Source organism: Phenylobacterium sp., from assembly GCF_036723115.1.
GTDB lineage: Bacteria > Pseudomonadota > Alphaproteobacteria > Caulobacterales > Caulobacteraceae > Phenylobacterium.
In genome coordinates, this window is record NZ_DAIMHV010000014.1 from 20191 (window position 1) to 35216 (window position 15026).

The following is a 15026-nucleotide window of genomic DNA, read 5'->3' on the forward strand; positions in this document are numbered from 1 at the left end:
CCCACATTGAGGCCTCATGCTTGACCGCTCGTTAAATCCGCCCGGGCCGCCGGACTTTCGTCGCACCGATGGGGCCGCCGTCGAATGGGCGCTATCGCCCGGGCTGGTGGCGTATGGCGACGCCGTGGCCGCCATGGAGGCCCGCGCCGCCGCCATCGCCGCCGGCGAGGCGCCGGAACTCGTCTGGCTGCTGGAACATCCGCCGCTTTATACCGCCGGCGTCTCGGCGCGGCCCGCCGACCTGCTGGATCCCGACCGGTTCCCGGTCTTCGAAAGCGGGCGCGGGGGGCAATTCACCTATCATGGGCCGGGCCAGCGGGTGGCCTATGTGATGCTGGATCTGACCGCGCGGCGCCGGGACGTGCGGGCCTTTGTCGCGGCCCTGGAGGCCTGGGTCATCGCCGCCCTGGCGCGGTTCAATGTGGAAGGTGAGATTCGTCCCGGCCGGGTGGGCGTCTGGGTGGAACGGCGGGAGCCGGGCCATCCCCCCCAGGAAGACAAGATCGCCGCCATCGGGGTGAAGCTGCGCCGCTGGGTCTCCTTCCACGGCATATCGCTGAACGTGGAGCCCGACCTCTCCCATTTTGCGGGCATCGTCCCCTGCGGCCAGACCGAACATGGGGTGACCAGCCTGGTGGACCTGGGCCTGCCGGTGGCCATGGACGAGGCTGACGCCGCCCTGAAGGCGGCGTTCGAGACGGTGTTCGGTCCTACGCGGGCGGCTCAGCCGCCCGCGTAGAACCCAGGCCCGGGACAATCAGGCGGTGGCGCCGTAATAGCCCGCCACTTCCTCGCGCCAGGCGTAGTTGGGCTCATAGAGCCGGTCGTTGTCGTAGCCCGGGGCGCCTTGCAGGGTCTCCTTGTCCAGGTCGACCACGAAGCCGTCCTGGCCGGTGTCATAGGTCAGGACCGACCAGGGCAGCGGATAGTGCTTCTCGCCCATGCCAAGCATGCCCCCAAAGGCCAGGGTGGCGAATTCGGCCTGGCCGGAGAGCTTGTCGATGAAGATGTTGCCCACCGAGCCGAGCTTCTCGCCGGCGGTGTTGTAGACGCTCACGCCCTCCACCTTGTCGGCGGCGATGAGGCGCATGTCGGTGCGATCGGCAGGATCAGCCATGGAAGTCTCCTTGCGGTCGGGGTTGTGTCGCCCCTGAACAACCCCCCGCACCCGGCCCTGTTCCTAAGGCAAGGCTTTGAGACTCAAGGATTTCGCCCGCCTGCCGAGGCTCAGGCGAACTCCACCAGCACCTCGTCGGCGGCGACGGAGTCGCCCGCCTTGGCCCCGACGCTCTTGACCACCCCGTCACGCTCGGCCCGGATGATGTTCTGCATCTTCATGGCCTCGATGATGGCCACCGTCTCGCCCACCTTGACCTCCTGACCTTCGGTGACATCAAGGCTGACCACGAGGCCCGGCATGGGCGAGAGCACCAGCTTGGCCGTATCGGCGGCCTGGCGGGGCGGCAGGCGGCGATGCAGCTTGGCGGAGGTTTCGGTCAGGACCCGCACCTGCGCCTCGGCGGCCCGGTGACGCACCACGAAACCCTCGGCCGCGGGCCGCACCTGGGCGCTGAAGGCCTGCCCATCCAGGCGCCCGGCGAAGACGCCCATACCCGGGCGCCAGACCACGTCGGTGAGGGCCAGCGTCCGCCCCTCCTCCACCAGCTTGACATCGAGCCCCTGCGCCGTGGGCGCCAGCCGCACAGGGATATCCTGATCGCCCAGGGCCACGGTCCAGGCGTCGCGCCCGCGCCCCGGCCACGCCCGCTCGGCGAGCCTGTGGTGCATGGCGCAGGCTGCGGCCACCTGAACGTCCCGCTGAAAGGCGGTGGCCTCGGTTCCGCGGAAGCCATCGGGGAACTGATCCTTGATGTAGCTGGTGGCCAGATGGCCCGAGCGGAACCGCGCCTCGTCCATGACCGCCGCCAGGAAGGGCACATTGTGACCCAGGCCCTCGATCTGGAACTGCTCCAGGGCCGCGCCCATGGCGTCGATGGCCGCCATCCGGTCCGGGGCCCAGGTGGACAGCTTGGAGATCATGGGATCGTAGAACATCGAGATCTCGTCGCCTTCGCGCACGCCGGCGTCATTGCGCACCACCGCGCCGGAGGCGGTATCGCCCTCCGGCGGCGGTCCGTAACGAACCAGGCGGCCGATAGAGGGCAGGAAGCCGCGATAGGGGTCCTCCGCATAGATGCGGCTCTCGATGGCCCAGCCCTTGATGGCCAGGTCGGCCTGGGTGAAGGCGAGCGGCTCGCCAGCAGCCACCCGGATCATCTGCTCCACCAGATCGACGCCGGTGATCAACTCGGTGACCGGATGCTCCACCTGCAGGCGGGTGTTCATCTCCAGGAAGAAGAAGCTGCGGTCCTGCCCGGCGACGAACTCCACCGTGCCGGCGGAGTCGTAACCGACCGCCTGGGCCAGGGCGATCGCCTGGTCGCCCATGGCCTTGCGGGTGGCCTCGTCGAGCAGCGGGCTCGGCGCCTCCTCGACGACCTTCTGGTTGCGGCGCTGGATGGAGCATTCGCGCTCGAACAGGTGGACCACATGGCCGTGCTTGTCGCCCAGCACCTGGATTTCGATATGGCGCGGGCTTTCGATGAACTTCTCGATGAAGATGCGGTCGTCGCCGAAGCTGGCCTTGGCCTCGGCGCGAACAGCGGGAAAGCCCTCCTCCACATCCTTGCGGTCCCAGGCCACGCGGATGCCCTTGCCGCCCCCGCCGGCCGAGGCCTTGATCATCACCGGATAGCCGATCTCCTCGGCGATCTTCACCGCGTGGGCGGTGTCGTCGATCTCGCCCACATGGCCCGGCACGGTGGAGACGCCGGCCTTGGCGGCGAACTTCTTGCTCTCGATCTTGTCGCCCATGGCCGCGATGGCCTCGGGATTGGGGCCGATGAAGACGATCCCCTCGTCCTTTAGCCGCCGGGCGAAGCCCGCATTCTCCGACAGGAAGCCGAATCCGGGATGGACCGCCTGGGCGCCGGTCTGGCGACAGGCCTCGATGATCTTGTCGGCCAGCAGATAGCTCTGGGCGGCCGGCGCAGGTCCGATGAAGACCGCCTCGTCGGCCATCTCCACGGCCATGGAGTCGGCGTCGGCCTCGGAATAGACCACCACCGTGGCGATCCCCAGGCGGCGGCAGGTCTTGATGATGCGCACGGCGATTTCGCCGCGGTTGGCGATCAGGATCTTGGAAAACATGTCTGGCTGACTCAACGCAACTTCACCGCCGTACCCGAGGCGCTGACCATCAGCATCCCGTTCTCGACGCCCAGGGTTTCATAGTCGAGATCGACGCCCACGACGGCGTCGGCGCCCAGGCTGCGGGCCTCCTCGGTCATTTCCCGCAGGGCGATGTCGCGCGCCTCCCGCAGGGCCTTTTCATAGCCCCCCGCCCGTCCGCCAATGATGTTGGTGATGCCGGCGAAGAAGTCCCGGAAGATGTGAGCGCCGATGATGGCCTCTCCGGTGACGACGCCCAGGGTCCGGGCGATCTCGCGTTCGGCGACCGTGGGGGTGGTGGACGTGATCATCGATGCTCCCGACATGGCCCCGTCTGCGCGGGGGTTCTTCCGATGGACCGGGGAGAACCTTAGATTGGGCTCCATGAGCAAGCCAGCCGACTCCCCGACCACATTCGATCTGACCCCGCCCGACGCAGCGGAACGCAAGGCCCTCGAGGCCGACCTCTCCCAGGAAGAGGCCGACGTCCTGCTCCACCACGGCACCGAGGCGCCCTTCTGCGGCGGCCTGCTCGATAACAAGGAGGACGGGCTCTATTGCTGCCGCCTCTGCGGCCTGCCCCTGTTCCAGGCCCACACCAAGTTCGAGAGCGGCACCGGCTGGCCGAGCTTCTTCGCCCCGGTGCATGAGGATCACGTGATCGGGGTCCGCGACACCAGCTACGGCATGATCCGCATCGAGACCCGCTGCGCCCGTTGCGACAGCCACCAGGGCCACGTCTTCCCCGACGGGCCAAGGCCGACCGGCCTGCGCTACTGCATCAATTCGGTGTCGCTGGAATTCGTCCAGAACGACGGCCGCCTGCGCGACCCCCTGAGGCGCGGCGACAATGACCACCGACCGGAGCTTTAGGCTCGTCCCTCGAGCAGGGAGATGAGCGCGAACGAACGCTCGGCCTCCATGAGCGCTCCGTCCTGAATGTCCCAGGCTGCCGACAGGCCCGCATGGGCATAGGCCCAGCTCTGCAAGCGCGCAGGTTCCAGATTCGCCAGGGCCGAGATCTGCGCCAGACGGGCCCCAAAGCGCTCCGGGCAGATGTCTTCCACCCGAGGATTGCGGAACAGGTTTGCGTAATCATAGGCTCGCTCGCCCGCGACGCCCCAAGGATCGATGGCCAGCCAGCCGCGCGGGCCAAAATCCAGGACATTGCCGTGATGCATGTCGCCGTGGAGCAGGCGCAGTTCGGCCTGGCCTTCCAGCAGGTGGCGAGCAGTTGAGCGTGCGCCGTCCAACCGTGCCTCGCCGGATTCCAGGAGGGCGCTGAAGAGATGCGCCAGGGGTCGAGTCTGCGGAGGATCAGGCCTTGGGCGATGAAGCGCCGCGAGCACCTCACAGGCCGTCGCTGTCGCGGCCCGGTCGTCGCCCCCCAACACTACATCGGTGAGCGTGCGGCCTGCCGCCCGGAGCATCAGCAGAGCTTCATCGCGGCGGGCGAGCACGGGCGCGGCGCCCTCCCCGTCCCACCAGGCCATGATCTGCCCGCCGCGCCGCTCGTCTTCGGAGGCGGCCAGCTTGAGCATCGCCGCCGTGTCCCCGCGGCGCACCGGCAGCAGACGACTTCCGGTGTGGGGCATAAGCAAAGGCTCGCCCTCCGGGATCAGATCCCAGAGGGCGAGCCAGGGTGCGAACTGCTCGATGCCGGCGTCCATGACCTCCAGCGTCGCCGGAAAGCTGCAGGCCGGCAATGGCGACTAAAGCTCGCCGTCAGTGGCCTTGGCGAGGACGGAGTTGCGCGACAGGGGGGCCGGCTCGCCGGTGACCGAGGCGCGGTCCACGCGGGCCTGGATGCGAAGATTGTTCTGGACGTGCTTCACGCCCAGGATGTCTTCGACGCAGTGCTCGGCCCGATGCTTGGCGAACCGGTCTTCCACGAAGCCCGTCAGCGTCACCTCGCCCTCGCGGACAGCCACTTCGATATCGCTGGCGTCCAGCCAGGAGTCGTCGGTCAGACGGTGATGGACCTCATCGGCGATGCGCTCGTCGGAGCGCACATAGCCCTTGGGACCCCGGCCGCGGTGATTGCGCACCTCGTCCTGTTCACGCCGGCGCTCGGCGTCGCGGTCGCCGAACCAGGAGGCCACCTCGTCGCTGGCCCGGTCCCAGAAGCCGCGATCATGGTCGCGGTCATAGTCCCGTTCGGAGGATCGGGCGAGGCGTCCGCGGCGCACGCCGCCATAGGCCCGCTCATAGGCTTCCTCCCGCGGGGTGCGGTTCCAGCCGCCGCGGTCATAGGGCTCGGGCCGGCCGCCGAAGCCGCCGGCCTCCATGGCGTAGCCTTCGGGTCCGAAGTGGCCTTCGCCATAGATCCGGTCCTGATCGCCCGGCTTGGCGCCGTCAAAGCCATAGGCGCGGTCCCCGCGAGTCTCGGTGCGGCCTTGGTCGCGGCCATAGCCCCGGGTGGAATGGTCGTACTGGGCGCCGGTTTCCCGCTCGCCGAACACATCCCCGCGCCCGCGCTCGCCCTGAGCCTGCCCGTAAGACGAGACCGTGCGGCCGCCATAGCCTTCGTCCGGAGAGAAGGACCGGCTTTCGGAACTCCGACCGAAGTCGCCGCCATGGCCCGGGCCGTCCGCCCGGCGCCAGTCCCGCATCCGCATCCGCCGATCCTGTTCGTCCATCCAGTCGGCCATGTCCGTTCTCCCGTATTGGCTACTCTTGGAACACCGCGCGTCCGCGCGTCACTCCAGAAACCCAGCCACCGGGCGGCGGTTCCGAAACGGACGATGTTTAGAGCGGGATGTTGTCGTGCTTCTTCCAGGGGTTGGCGAGGGTCTTGCCCTTGAGGCTGCGCAGGCCCCGGACGATCCGCCGCCGGGTGCCATGGGGCATGATCACATCGTCGATATAGCCCCTGGACGCCGCCACGAAGGGATTGGCGAAGCGGTCCTTGTACTCGGCCTCGCGGGCCACGAGTTCTTCGGGCGTCTGGTTGCGGAAGATGATCTCCACCGCGCCCTTGGACCCCATCACCGCGATCTCGGCGGTGGGCCAGGCATAGTTCAGGTCGCCGCGGATATGCTTGGAGCTCATCACGTCATAGGCGCCGCCATAGGCCTTGCGAGTGATGAGCGTGATCTTGGGCACGGTGGCCTCGGCATAGGCGAACAGCAGCTTGGCCCCGTGACGGATAAGGCCGCCCTGCTCCTGCCGGGTCCCCGGCATGAAGCCCGGAACGTCGACGAAGGTGAGCAGCGGAATCTCGAAGGCGTCGCAGAAGCGCACGAAGCGCGCGGCCTTGCGGCTGGCGTCGATGTCCAGCACCCCGGCCAGCACCTGAGGCTGGTTGGCGATCACGCCCACGGGCTGGCCGTCCATGCGAGCGAAGCCACAGATGATGTTCTTGGCGAAGTCGGGTGAAATCTCGAAGAAATCCGCCTCGTCCACGACCTTCAGGATGAGCTCCTTCATGTCGTAGGGCTTGTTGGGATTGGCCGGGACCAGGGTGTCGAGGCTGGGCTCCTCCCGCTCGGGCTCATCGAAGCTCTCGCGCACCGGCGGGCGCTCGCGGTTGGAGAGCGGCAGGAAGTCCACCAGCCGGCGGACCTGGGTCAGGGCTTCCAGATCGTTGTCGAAGGCGCCGTCGGCCACCCCCGACTTCAGGGCGTGGACGCGGTAGCCGCCCAGATCCTCGTGGCTGACATCCTCGTGGGTGACCGTCTTCACCACATCGGGGCCGGTCACATACATGTAGCTCGTGTCCTTCACCATGAAGATGAAGTCCATGATGGCCGGGGAATAGACGTCCCCGCCGGCGCAGGGGCCCATGATCACGGCGATCTGCGGGATGACGCCCGAGGCCAGGGTGTTCTCCAGAAAGATGTCGGCATAGCCGGCCAGGGAATCCACCCCTTCCTGGATTCGGGCGCCGCCGGCGTCGAACAGGCCGATGATCGGCGCGCCCATCTTGAGCGCCTGCCGCTGGACCTTGAGGATCTTCTGGGCGTGGGCGCTGGACAGGGACCCGCCGAAGACGGTGAAGTCCTTGGAAAAGACGAAGACGGTGCGGCCGTTGATCGTGCCCCAGCCAGTCACCACCCCGTCGCCCGGCACCTTCTGGTCGGCCATGCCGAAGTCGGTGGCCCGGTGCTCGACGAACATGTCGAACTCCTCGAAGGAGCCCTCGTCCAGCAACAGGTCGATCCGCTCGCGGGCCGTCAGCTTGCCCTTGGCGTGCTGGGAATCGATCCGCTTCTGACCGCCTCCCAGGCGGGCTGTCTGACGCTTGGCTTCCAGTTGCTCGAGGATCTGCTTCACGCGCTCGCCCCTCCCTTCGGGCTTGTGGCGCAAAGGCGTAATGGGCCGGGCAAACCCTGGCAAGTTCACGCCAGGGCAGGGAAAACCCGCCTTACCCAGCGTCCAGGGCGCGGAACCAGCGGTCGAGCATGTCGGCTTCGAGCGTCAGCCGGGCGGTGCGCTCAGCGGCCTCGGCGTCGATTCCCCACTGCTCCTCCTGATAGGCCTCGTCCAGCCGCGACAGGGCCAGGGCCTCGGGACCGTCCAGCCAGTTCCGTCGCAGGCCCAGGGCCAGCACCGCCGAGCCGAACAGGGACGTGCCGAAGGCGAGCCCCGCCAGGCCAAAGTCGGATTCCGCCAAGGCCAGGTCGCGGACCCGGTCGAGGGTTTCCTGCGGCTGGTCGCGGTGGACGATGCCGGCGGCGCGGACGAAGACGAGGCCGGTTTCCCGCTCGGCCCGCTCCAGCACCGGCCCCCACAGCGCCTGCTGACGGGCCACCAGGGATTCGGGCTCCTCGGCGAAGTAGCAGAGCAGGTCGGAGGCGGCATAGTCGGCCACCGACCGGGCCGTGGCCCCGCGGGCGGCCGGAATGGACTCGATGGCCGTATTGGCCAGCCGCGTGGCGTGCATCTGGGCGACTTCCAGCACCTCGCCCTGGGCCGCCCATTCGTCGGCGACCATCTGCGCCAGGGCCCGGGTCGGCAGGCGCACGCGCCCGCCCTTGGGCCCCCGCACGGTGCGGTGATCCAGCAGGACGCCATAGCCGTCTTCGGCCGCCTCGATGCTCACCGTCTCGTAGAAGCGGCGCGGCTTTTCCACCGGCTCATGAAATCCACGTCTCAAAATCGACTCCATTCAGTGCGACGGATAGGGATCGCGACTCGTGCAATGGGTGCTTCGTCCTCCAGACGCAAGGAGAGGCGCATATGGCCGCGCCAGACAAAGATCTCCAGGCCGCCATCGCCGTGACCCGCTTTGGCCTGGGCGCGCGCCCCGGCGAGCTGCGTCAGGCGCGATCGGACCCCCAGGCCTATCTGGCCGCTCAGATCCGCTCCCTCCCCCTCCCCGAAGAGCGCCTGCCGCTCTCTCGCGCCCAGGCCCTGGCGCGGTTCGGCGAGGCGCGCTCCGCAGCGCTCAAGGCCAGTCGGGAACACCGTGCAGACGCCCAGGACCTGCGGGGCGAGGTCAATGAGCTGCGGCGGGGGCTGCGCGACGAGATCCTGGGCGACATCACCGCGCGGGCGGCCCTGGCGGCCTCCACCGCGGACAGCTTCGCCGAACGCTGGGCGCTCTTCTGGTCCAACCATTTCACTGTCGGCGCGGGCAATTTCACGGCCAATGGGACCATAGGACCCTATGAGGCGCTGGCCATCCGCCCCCATGTGTTCGGACCCTTCCGCGAGCTTCTGGTCTCGGCCGAAACCCATCCGGCCATGCTGATCTATCTGGATCAGAACCGCTCCATCGGCCCGGCGAGTCCTGCGGCTAGGGCCGCGGCGCGGCGCAGCGAGGGCCGGCAGACGCCGGGTCTCAACGAGAACCTGGCCCGGGAAATCCTGGAGCTGCACACGGTCGGTGTGGACGGCGGCTACACCCAGGCCGACGTCACCGAGTTCGCCCGGGCGCTGACGGGTCTGAGTTTCGAGGGCTTCAGCCAGGAGGGCGCCGGCCAGCCCCGCTTTCTGGCCGCCCGCCATGAGCCGGGCGCCAAGACCGTCATGGGCGCCACCTACAGCGCGGCCGGTCCGGGCCAGGCCGAGGCGATCCTGCGCGACTTGGCCGCCCGGCCCCAGACGGCGCGCTTCATCAGCCGCAAGATCGCCCGGCACTTCGTCGCGGACGAGCCGCCGCCCGCCCTGTGCGCCCGCCTGGAGCGGGCCTGGCTGGAGAGCGACGGCGCCCTGGACCAGGTGGCGCTGGCCCTGATCTCCGCGCCAGAGGCCTGGAGCCCGGAAGCCCGGAAGTTCAAGTCGCCCTATGAGTTCGTCATTTCCGCCTGGCGGGCGCTGGATGAGGCGCCACAGTCCCCCAAGGCGCTGGGCGTGCTCACCGCCATGGGCCAGCGCCCCTTCGCCGCGCCCTCGCCTGAGGGCTGGCCTGACGAGGCGTCCGCCTGGGCCACGCCCGACGGCCTGATCAAGCGCCTGGCCTGGAGCCAGGCCATCGCCCCCGCAGCGGCCCGGCAGTCCGACCCCAATGCCGTGGCCGAGGCGGCGCTGGGCGTCAGGCTTGGCTCTCGCACCCGCCAGGCGATCGCCCAGGCAGAGTCGCGCAGCGAGGCGCTGACGCTGTTCCTCATGAGCCCGGAGTTCCAATGGCGATGACAGCCCCGCCGATCTCCCGCCGTCATCTGATGGCCGCCGCCGGCGCCCTGGGCGCCCAGCTCGCCGTCTTCGGGACCAGCGCAAGGGCTGCAGAGGCCAGGCCGCGCCTGGTGGTCCTGATCCTCCGTGGGGCGGCCGACGGCCTGTCGCTGACGCCCCCCTTGGCCGACCCGGACTATCCGCATCTGAGGCGCGACCTGGCGATCCTCGATGCGGCCCTGCCCCTGGACCGGGACTTCGGCCTGCACCCGGAACTGCGCGCCGTGCAGGGTCTGGCCCAGGCCGGTCAGGCCCGCTTCGCCCCGGCAGTGGCCATGCCCGATCCGGTGCGCTCCCACTTCGAGGCCCAGGACAGGCTTGAGGCCGGCGCGGCGCGCAACGTCTCCTCCGGCTGGCTGAACCGCGCCCTGGCGGCCCTCTCTGAAGGCCGGCCCAGCGAGGCCCTCTCCATCGGCCCGGTGGCGCCGCTGATCCTGCGCGGCGCGGCGCCGGCCTCGGCCTGGTCGCCCGGCCAGGCTATCGATCCCGAAGGCCGGGCGCCGGCCCTGCTGGCGGCCCTCTATGCCGACGACCCGTTGCTCTCGGAAGCCCTTCGCCTGGGCTTGCGCACCGAGGGTCTGGCCCAGACCAGCCTGGCGGCCCTGACGGACGACACAGAAAGGCCCGCCGGCCCCCGCAGCCTGGTGGGCGACCAGCCCGCCGCCGGTCGCCGCCTGGGTCAGGCCGCGGCCGGTTTCATGAAGGGCGAGGCCGGCGCAGACCTGGTGGCCATCTCCCTGGACGGCTTCGACACCCACGCCAACCAGGCCGCGCCGCTCGCGCGCCGGCTCGCCTATCTGGACGCCCTGATCGATGGACTGCATGTGGGCCTGGGACCGGCCTGGAGCCACACCGTGGTTCTGGCGGTGACCGAGTTCGGCCGCACGGCCCGGGTGAACGGCACGGCCGGCACCGACCATGGAACGGCGTCGACGGCCTTGGTGCTGGGCGGCGGCCTGAAGCCCGGGGGCCTCATCGGCGACTGGCCGGGCCTGCAGGAGCCGCGGCTCTATGAAGGCCGCGACCTGGCGCCGACGCTTGATCTGCGCAGCCTGTTCAAGACCGTCCTGGCCGACCATATGGGCCTCGACCGCCGGGCGTTGGACACCGCCGTCTTCCCCGACAGCCAGATCGCCCGTCCCGTGGCGGGACTGGTCTAGCGCCGCTTGCGCCCGAAGGGTTCGGGGTCGGCCTCGTGTTCGTCGAATCCGAAGCGGGCGAAGCCGGCCTTCATCTCGGGACTGAGCGGCGCCTCCAGGATCAGCATGCCGCTGGAGGGATGTGGCAGGGTCAGCCGCCGGGCGTGAAGCTGCAGCTTCAGATCTCCCGACAGTTCGCCGGAGGCCTCCGTCCGGTATTTGGGGTCTCCCAGGATGGGATGGCCCATGGCCAGCATGTGGGCGCGCAGCTGGTGGGTCCGGCCCGTGTGGGGACGCAGAGCCATCCAGGCCGCCCGGGGGCCGGCGCGGGAGATGGTGACGAACTCCGTCTCGGCGGGATCAGCCTTGGGGTCGCCCTTCTCCGCCGGGACCACCATCTCGCGGTCGCCCACGCCCTTTTTCACCAGGGGCAGGTCCAGCACCCCTTCGGTGGGGCGGGGATTGCCGGACACCAGGGCCCAATAGGTCTTCTGCGCCTTGCGCCGGGCGAAGGCGCCCGACAGGCGGGCGGCCGCCTGGGGCGTCTTGCCCAGGACCAGCACGCCGGAAGTGTCGCGGTCCAGCCGGTGGACCAGACGGGGCCTGGCCAGGCCTTCGCCCCAGGCGCCCAGCAGCCGGTCGATATGGTTCTTGGTCTTGGTGCCCCCTTGCACGGCGAGGCCCGAGGGCTTGTTGAGCACCAGCACCTCCTCGTCCTCATAGATGACAAGGCCGCGCACAAAGGCGACGTCGCGGGGATGCAGTCCAGGCTTGCCGCCCTCGCCCTTTTCCGGCGCGTCGGGAAAGGGCGGGACCCGGACGGTCTCGCCGCCGTCCAGGCGCGTATCGGGCTTGGCCCTCGCCCCGTCCACCCGCACCTGGCCGGAGCGGATGAGCTTGTGCAGCTGGCCCTGGGTCAGGTGCGGCCAGCGACGACGGAACCAGCGGTCCAGTCGGACCCCGCCCTCGCCGGGATCGACGACGATGTTTCGAACCTCGCGCATCAGACGAACCTGCGCATGAGCAGCATGCCCGCAAAGAGCGCGCCCACCGACATCAGAACCGAGGCGCTGGCATAGGCGGCGGCGAGCGCCAGCTCCCTGCGCTCGATCATCAGGGCGACTTCCAGCGAAAAGGCGGAGAAGGTGGTGAAGCCGCCCAGCAGGCCCACCCCAAGAAACAGGCGCATGCGTTCCTGGTCGGCGACGCCCCGGTGGGCGAGCCAGGCCACCAGCAGGCCCATGGCCAAGCCTCCGCTCACATTGGCGACGAAGGTGCCATAGGGCCAGGCGGTCCCGAGATGCCTGAGGCTGGCCGCGCCCAGCAGGTAGCGGGCCACCGCGCCCGCACCGCCCCCTAGGGCGACGAAGATGATCTTGTCCATGGCCCCTTATGCCGGGCGCATGCGGCCGACGCCAAGGGCCGACAGCGTCGCGCCCGGCGCCTTCGGCCGATCAGCCGCCGGGATGGAAGGAGGCCCGCACCGCGCGGGCGTCATAGGCGTTGGGATCGGGCGGCCTTTGGCCGTCGCCCATGATGATCTCCAGGCTGTGGGCGACCGCAGGCCCGCCGCCCAGGGAGAAGGTGGTGCCAACGCCCACGCCGACGGAGGTGCGCCCATAGGAGCCGCTGCCGGCGCCCAGCGAGAAGCGCGGGCCGCCGGCCCGGTCCAACCGGCCGGAGGAGACCCGGTCGGTGACCTGAAACCAGTCATGCCCCTGGGCCAGGGTCAGTTCGGCCGCGCGCAACAGGGCGAAGTTGGCCACGTCCTCGGCGGGCGCGCCGGGGCCGCCCTGGTAGTTCACGCGGAAGCGGTTGGGCTCGATGCGGAACTCGGAATAGCCGGCGCCCTTGGGACCATAGGCCGGGCCATAGGCGGGCGACATGCTGGCGCAGGCGCCAAGGGCCAGGGCGGCGGCAAGAGACAGGGCGAGACGTTTCATGCAAGGCGAAACTCGCCTAGGGGACCGCCGTTCCCTCAAGCTGCGCCAGATGCAGCCGCGCCATCTGCTCGGCCATGTCCGGGGGGATGGGGGCTTCGATCCTGTGGGTCCTGCCGCCGTCCGGATGGGGGAATTCCAGCGCCCGGGCATGAAGCATGAGCCGCGGTACCGGCCCGCCCGCCAGGGTCAGGGCGCCGCCATAACGCACGTCGCCGGCGATGGGCCGACCGATGGAAGCCAGGTGCACCCGAAGCTGGTGCATGCGTCCGGTGTGGGGCGAGAGCTCCAGGAGCGCCGCACCCATCCCCGCCGCCAGGGTGCGATAAAGGCTCTGGGCGCTCTCGGCGTCCGGCGCATCAGGGGCGCAGACCCGCATATAGGCCTCGCGACCGATCTCTTCCCGGCGCAGGGGCTTGTCGATCAGGCCGGCGGGCGGCTCGGGCGGGCCGGGGGTGACCAGAGCCAGATAGGCCTTGGAAAACCGCCGCGCCATCATCGCCTTGCCCAGGGCCCCGGCGGCGGGCTTGGTCTTGGCCGTCAGGATGACGCCGGAGGTGTCGCGGTCCAGCCGGTGGATCAGCCTCGGGCGCGCCTTGCCCGGCCGGGCGAAGGCGTAGAGCAGCTCATCCAGGGTGTTCACCTGGCCCCGCCCGCCCTGGCTGGAAAGACCGGCCGGCTTGTTCAGGGCCAGGATGTGGGCGTCCTCGAAGATGACCAGGCTCCGGACCAGGTCGATCTCTTCGCGCGACAGGACGATGGGCGGCCGCCCGCCCCCGCCAGCCGGGCCGGCCGGTCGCTTCATGAGCGGGACTTCCGCGCGCGCAGCTCGGCCCAGCGGTCCAGCCGCGCCTTGATGGGTCCCTCGGCGCCCTCGCCCCTGGGGGCGTAGAAGACGCGGCGGTCCATGCCGTCCGGGAAGTAGTTCTGCCCCGAGAAGCCGTCCTCGGCATCGTGGTCATAGGCGTAGCCCTGGCCATAGCCCAGGTCGCGCATGAGCCGGGTGGGCGCGTTGCGTATGTGGGCCGGGGGCATGAGAGAGCCGGTCTCCCGGGCGGCCTTCTGGGCGGCCTTGAAGGCGGCGTAGACCGCGTTGGACTTGGGCGCCGTGGCCAGATGGACCACCAGCTGCGCCAGGGCGATCTCGCCCTCCGGACTGCCCAGGAAGTCGTAGGTGTCCTTGGCGGCGATGGCCAGGACCAGGGCGGTGGGGTCGGCCTCGCCGATATCCTCGGCGGCGGTGCGCACCAGGCGGCGGGCGAGATAGAGCGGATCCTCCCCGCCCCCCAGCATCCGCGCCAGCCAGTAGAGCGCCGCGTCCGGGTCGGAGCCGCGGATCGACTTATGCAGGGCCGAGATGAGGTTGTAGTGCTCCTCCCGGTCCTTGTCATAGGCCGGGCTGCGCTTTTGCAGGATCTGGCCAAGCTCGGCGGTGGACAGGGGCTTGGCCGCCCCGATGTTCAGCAGGGTCTCGGCCAGGGTCAGCAGGTAGCGGCCGTCCCCGTCGGCCAGGGCGATGAGGGCGGTGCGGGCCTCGGCCTCCAGCGGCAGGGGGCGTCCCTCATGGGCCTCGGCCTTGGCCAGCAGCTGTTCCAGGGCCTCGTCGTCCAGGCGCTTGAGCACGAAGACCTGGGCGCGGGACAGAAGCGCCCCGTTGAGCTCGAAGGACGGGTTCTCGGTGGTGGCCCCCACCAGGGTGACGATCCCCTCCTCCACGAACGGCAGGAAGCCGTCCTGCTGGGCCCGGTTGAAGCGGTGGATCTCGTCCACGAACAGCAGGGTCGACTGGCCGGCCGCCCGGCGCGCCCGGGCCTGCTCGAAGGCCTTCTTCAGATCGGCGACCCCGGAGAAGACCGCCGACAGCTGCTGAAACTCATAGCCCGCCGCCTTGGCCAGCAGCCGGGCGATGGTGGTCTTGCCCGTGCCCGGCGGCCCCCAGAGGATCATGGAGGACAGGCGCCTGGCCTGCGCCATGCGGCCGATGGGGCCTGCCTCCCCCAGCAGGTGGTCCTGACCCACCACGTCGTCCAGGCTCTGGGGCCGGAGGCGGTCGGCCAGGGGGGCGGGGGCGTGCGGGGTCAGGCCCGCGGCTTCGAAC

16 protein-coding genes are annotated in these 15026 nt (G+C 69.8%); 4 read left to right on the top strand and 12 right to left on the bottom strand.

The genetic code is table 11. The features are described from left to right. Positions 1 to 16 precede the first annotated feature (16 nt). Entirely contained in the window at positions 17 to 739 is a 723-nt protein-coding gene (lipB, locus tag V7D28_RS03235; protein WP_333585918.1) for a lipoyl(octanoyl) transferase LipB, read from the top strand. A gap of 18 nt (positions 740 to 757) precedes the next feature. Here the strand turns inward: lipB and V7D28_RS03240 are convergent, their stop codons facing one another. The 3 genes from V7D28_RS03240 to V7D28_RS03250 all read right to left on the bottom strand — a co-directional run bounded on the left by V7D28_RS03240 (position 758) and on the right by V7D28_RS03250 (position 3542). Beyond that, entirely contained in the window at positions 758 to 1117 is a 360-nt protein-coding gene (locus V7D28_RS03240) for a PRC-barrel domain-containing protein (protein ID WP_333585919.1), read from the bottom strand. A 110-nt stretch (positions 1118 to 1227) separates the two neighbouring features. Then, positions 1228 to 3210: an acetyl/propionyl/methylcrotonyl-CoA carboxylase subunit alpha gene (locus tag V7D28_RS03245; protein WP_333585920.1), complete on the bottom strand. Its 1983-nt coding sequence runs from the start codon at positions 3208 to 3210 to the stop codon at positions 1228 to 1230. An 11-nt stretch (positions 3211 to 3221) separates the two neighbouring features. Beyond that, positions 3222 to 3542 (bottom strand): heavy metal-binding domain-containing protein, encoded by a 321-nt coding sequence (locus V7D28_RS03250; protein ID WP_333585921.1) that lies wholly within the window; start codon positions 3540 to 3542, stop codon positions 3222 to 3224. Between the two features lie 73 nt (positions 3543 to 3615). Between V7D28_RS03250 and msrB the strand changes: the two genes are divergently transcribed. After that, on the top strand, positions 3616 to 4104 hold the full coding sequence (gene msrB / locus V7D28_RS03255; RefSeq protein ID WP_333585922.1) for a peptide-methionine (R)-S-oxide reductase MsrB: 489 nt from the start codon (positions 3616 to 3618) through the stop codon (positions 4102 to 4104). On the opposite strand, the gene V7D28_RS03260 is transcribed toward msrB, so the two are convergent. From V7D28_RS03260 to V7D28_RS03275, 4 genes are all read right to left on the bottom strand, one after another. Then, the gene (locus tag V7D28_RS03260) at positions 4101 to 4901 is read right to left on the bottom strand and encodes an aminoglycoside phosphotransferase family protein (RefSeq protein ID WP_333585923.1); all 801 of its coding nucleotides are present in this window, start codon (positions 4899 to 4901) and stop codon (positions 4101 to 4103) included. The two genes, msrB and V7D28_RS03260, sit on opposite strands and share 4 nt — an antisense overlap. A gap of 42 nt (positions 4902 to 4943) precedes the next feature. Next, positions 4944 to 5882 carry a BON domain-containing protein gene (locus V7D28_RS03265; protein ID WP_333585924.1) on the bottom strand — a complete coding sequence of 313 codons (939 nt, stop codon included), beginning with the start codon at positions 5880 to 5882 and terminating at the stop codon, positions 4944 to 4946. Positions 5883 to 5979: 97 nt separating this feature from the next. Then, positions 5980 to 7506: an acyl-CoA carboxylase subunit beta gene (locus V7D28_RS03270; protein WP_333585925.1), complete on the bottom strand. Its 1527-nt coding sequence runs from the start codon at positions 7504 to 7506 to the stop codon at positions 5980 to 5982. A 91-nt stretch (positions 7507 to 7597) separates the two neighbouring features. After that, entirely contained in the window at positions 7598 to 8329 is a 732-nt protein-coding gene (locus V7D28_RS03275; RefSeq protein ID WP_333585926.1) for an ATP12 family chaperone protein, read from the bottom strand. 83 nt (positions 8330 to 8412) lie between these two features. Here V7D28_RS03275 and V7D28_RS03280 point away from each other — a divergent pair, with 83 nt between their 5' ends. Beyond that, complete coding sequence (locus V7D28_RS03280) at positions 8413 to 9810, top strand: DUF1800 domain-containing protein (RefSeq protein WP_333585927.1); 1398 nt, start codon at positions 8413 to 8415, stop codon at positions 9808 to 9810. Then, positions 9801 to 11009 carry a DUF1501 domain-containing protein gene (locus V7D28_RS03285; protein ID WP_333585928.1) on the top strand — a complete coding sequence of 403 codons (1209 nt, stop codon included), beginning with the start codon at positions 9801 to 9803 and terminating at the stop codon, positions 11007 to 11009. Before V7D28_RS03280 ends, V7D28_RS03285 begins: the two co-directional genes overlap by 10 nt. Here V7D28_RS03285 and V7D28_RS03290 read toward each other — a convergent pair. The 5 genes from V7D28_RS03290 to V7D28_RS03310 all read right to left on the bottom strand — a co-directional run. Then, on the bottom strand, positions 11006 to 11992 hold the full coding sequence (locus tag V7D28_RS03290) for an RluA family pseudouridine synthase (protein WP_333585929.1): 987 nt from the start codon (positions 11990 to 11992) through the stop codon (positions 11006 to 11008). The genes V7D28_RS03285 and V7D28_RS03290 overlap by 4 nt on opposite strands. Next, positions 11992 to 12372 (bottom strand): fluoride efflux transporter CrcB, encoded by a 381-nt coding sequence (crcB, locus tag V7D28_RS03295; protein WP_333585930.1) that lies wholly within the window; start codon positions 12370 to 12372, stop codon positions 11992 to 11994. The genes V7D28_RS03290 and crcB overlap by 1 nt, the downstream gene beginning before the upstream one ends. A gap of 70 nt (positions 12373 to 12442) precedes the next feature. Next, a complete protein-coding gene (locus tag V7D28_RS03300) occupies positions 12443 to 12931 on the bottom strand; it encodes a CC0125/CC1285 family lipoprotein (RefSeq protein ID WP_333585931.1) in 489 nt (162 codons plus the stop codon). A 16-nt stretch (positions 12932 to 12947) separates the two neighbouring features. Then, positions 12948 to 13733 (bottom strand): RluA family pseudouridine synthase, encoded by a 786-nt coding sequence (locus V7D28_RS03305; protein ID WP_333585932.1) that lies wholly within the window; start codon positions 13731 to 13733, stop codon positions 12948 to 12950. Beyond that, a partial coding sequence (locus tag V7D28_RS03310) for a replication-associated recombination protein A (protein ID WP_333585933.1) occupies positions 13730 to 15026 on the bottom strand: 1297 nt, incomplete at its 5' end. The genes V7D28_RS03305 and V7D28_RS03310, both read right to left, overlap by 4 nt.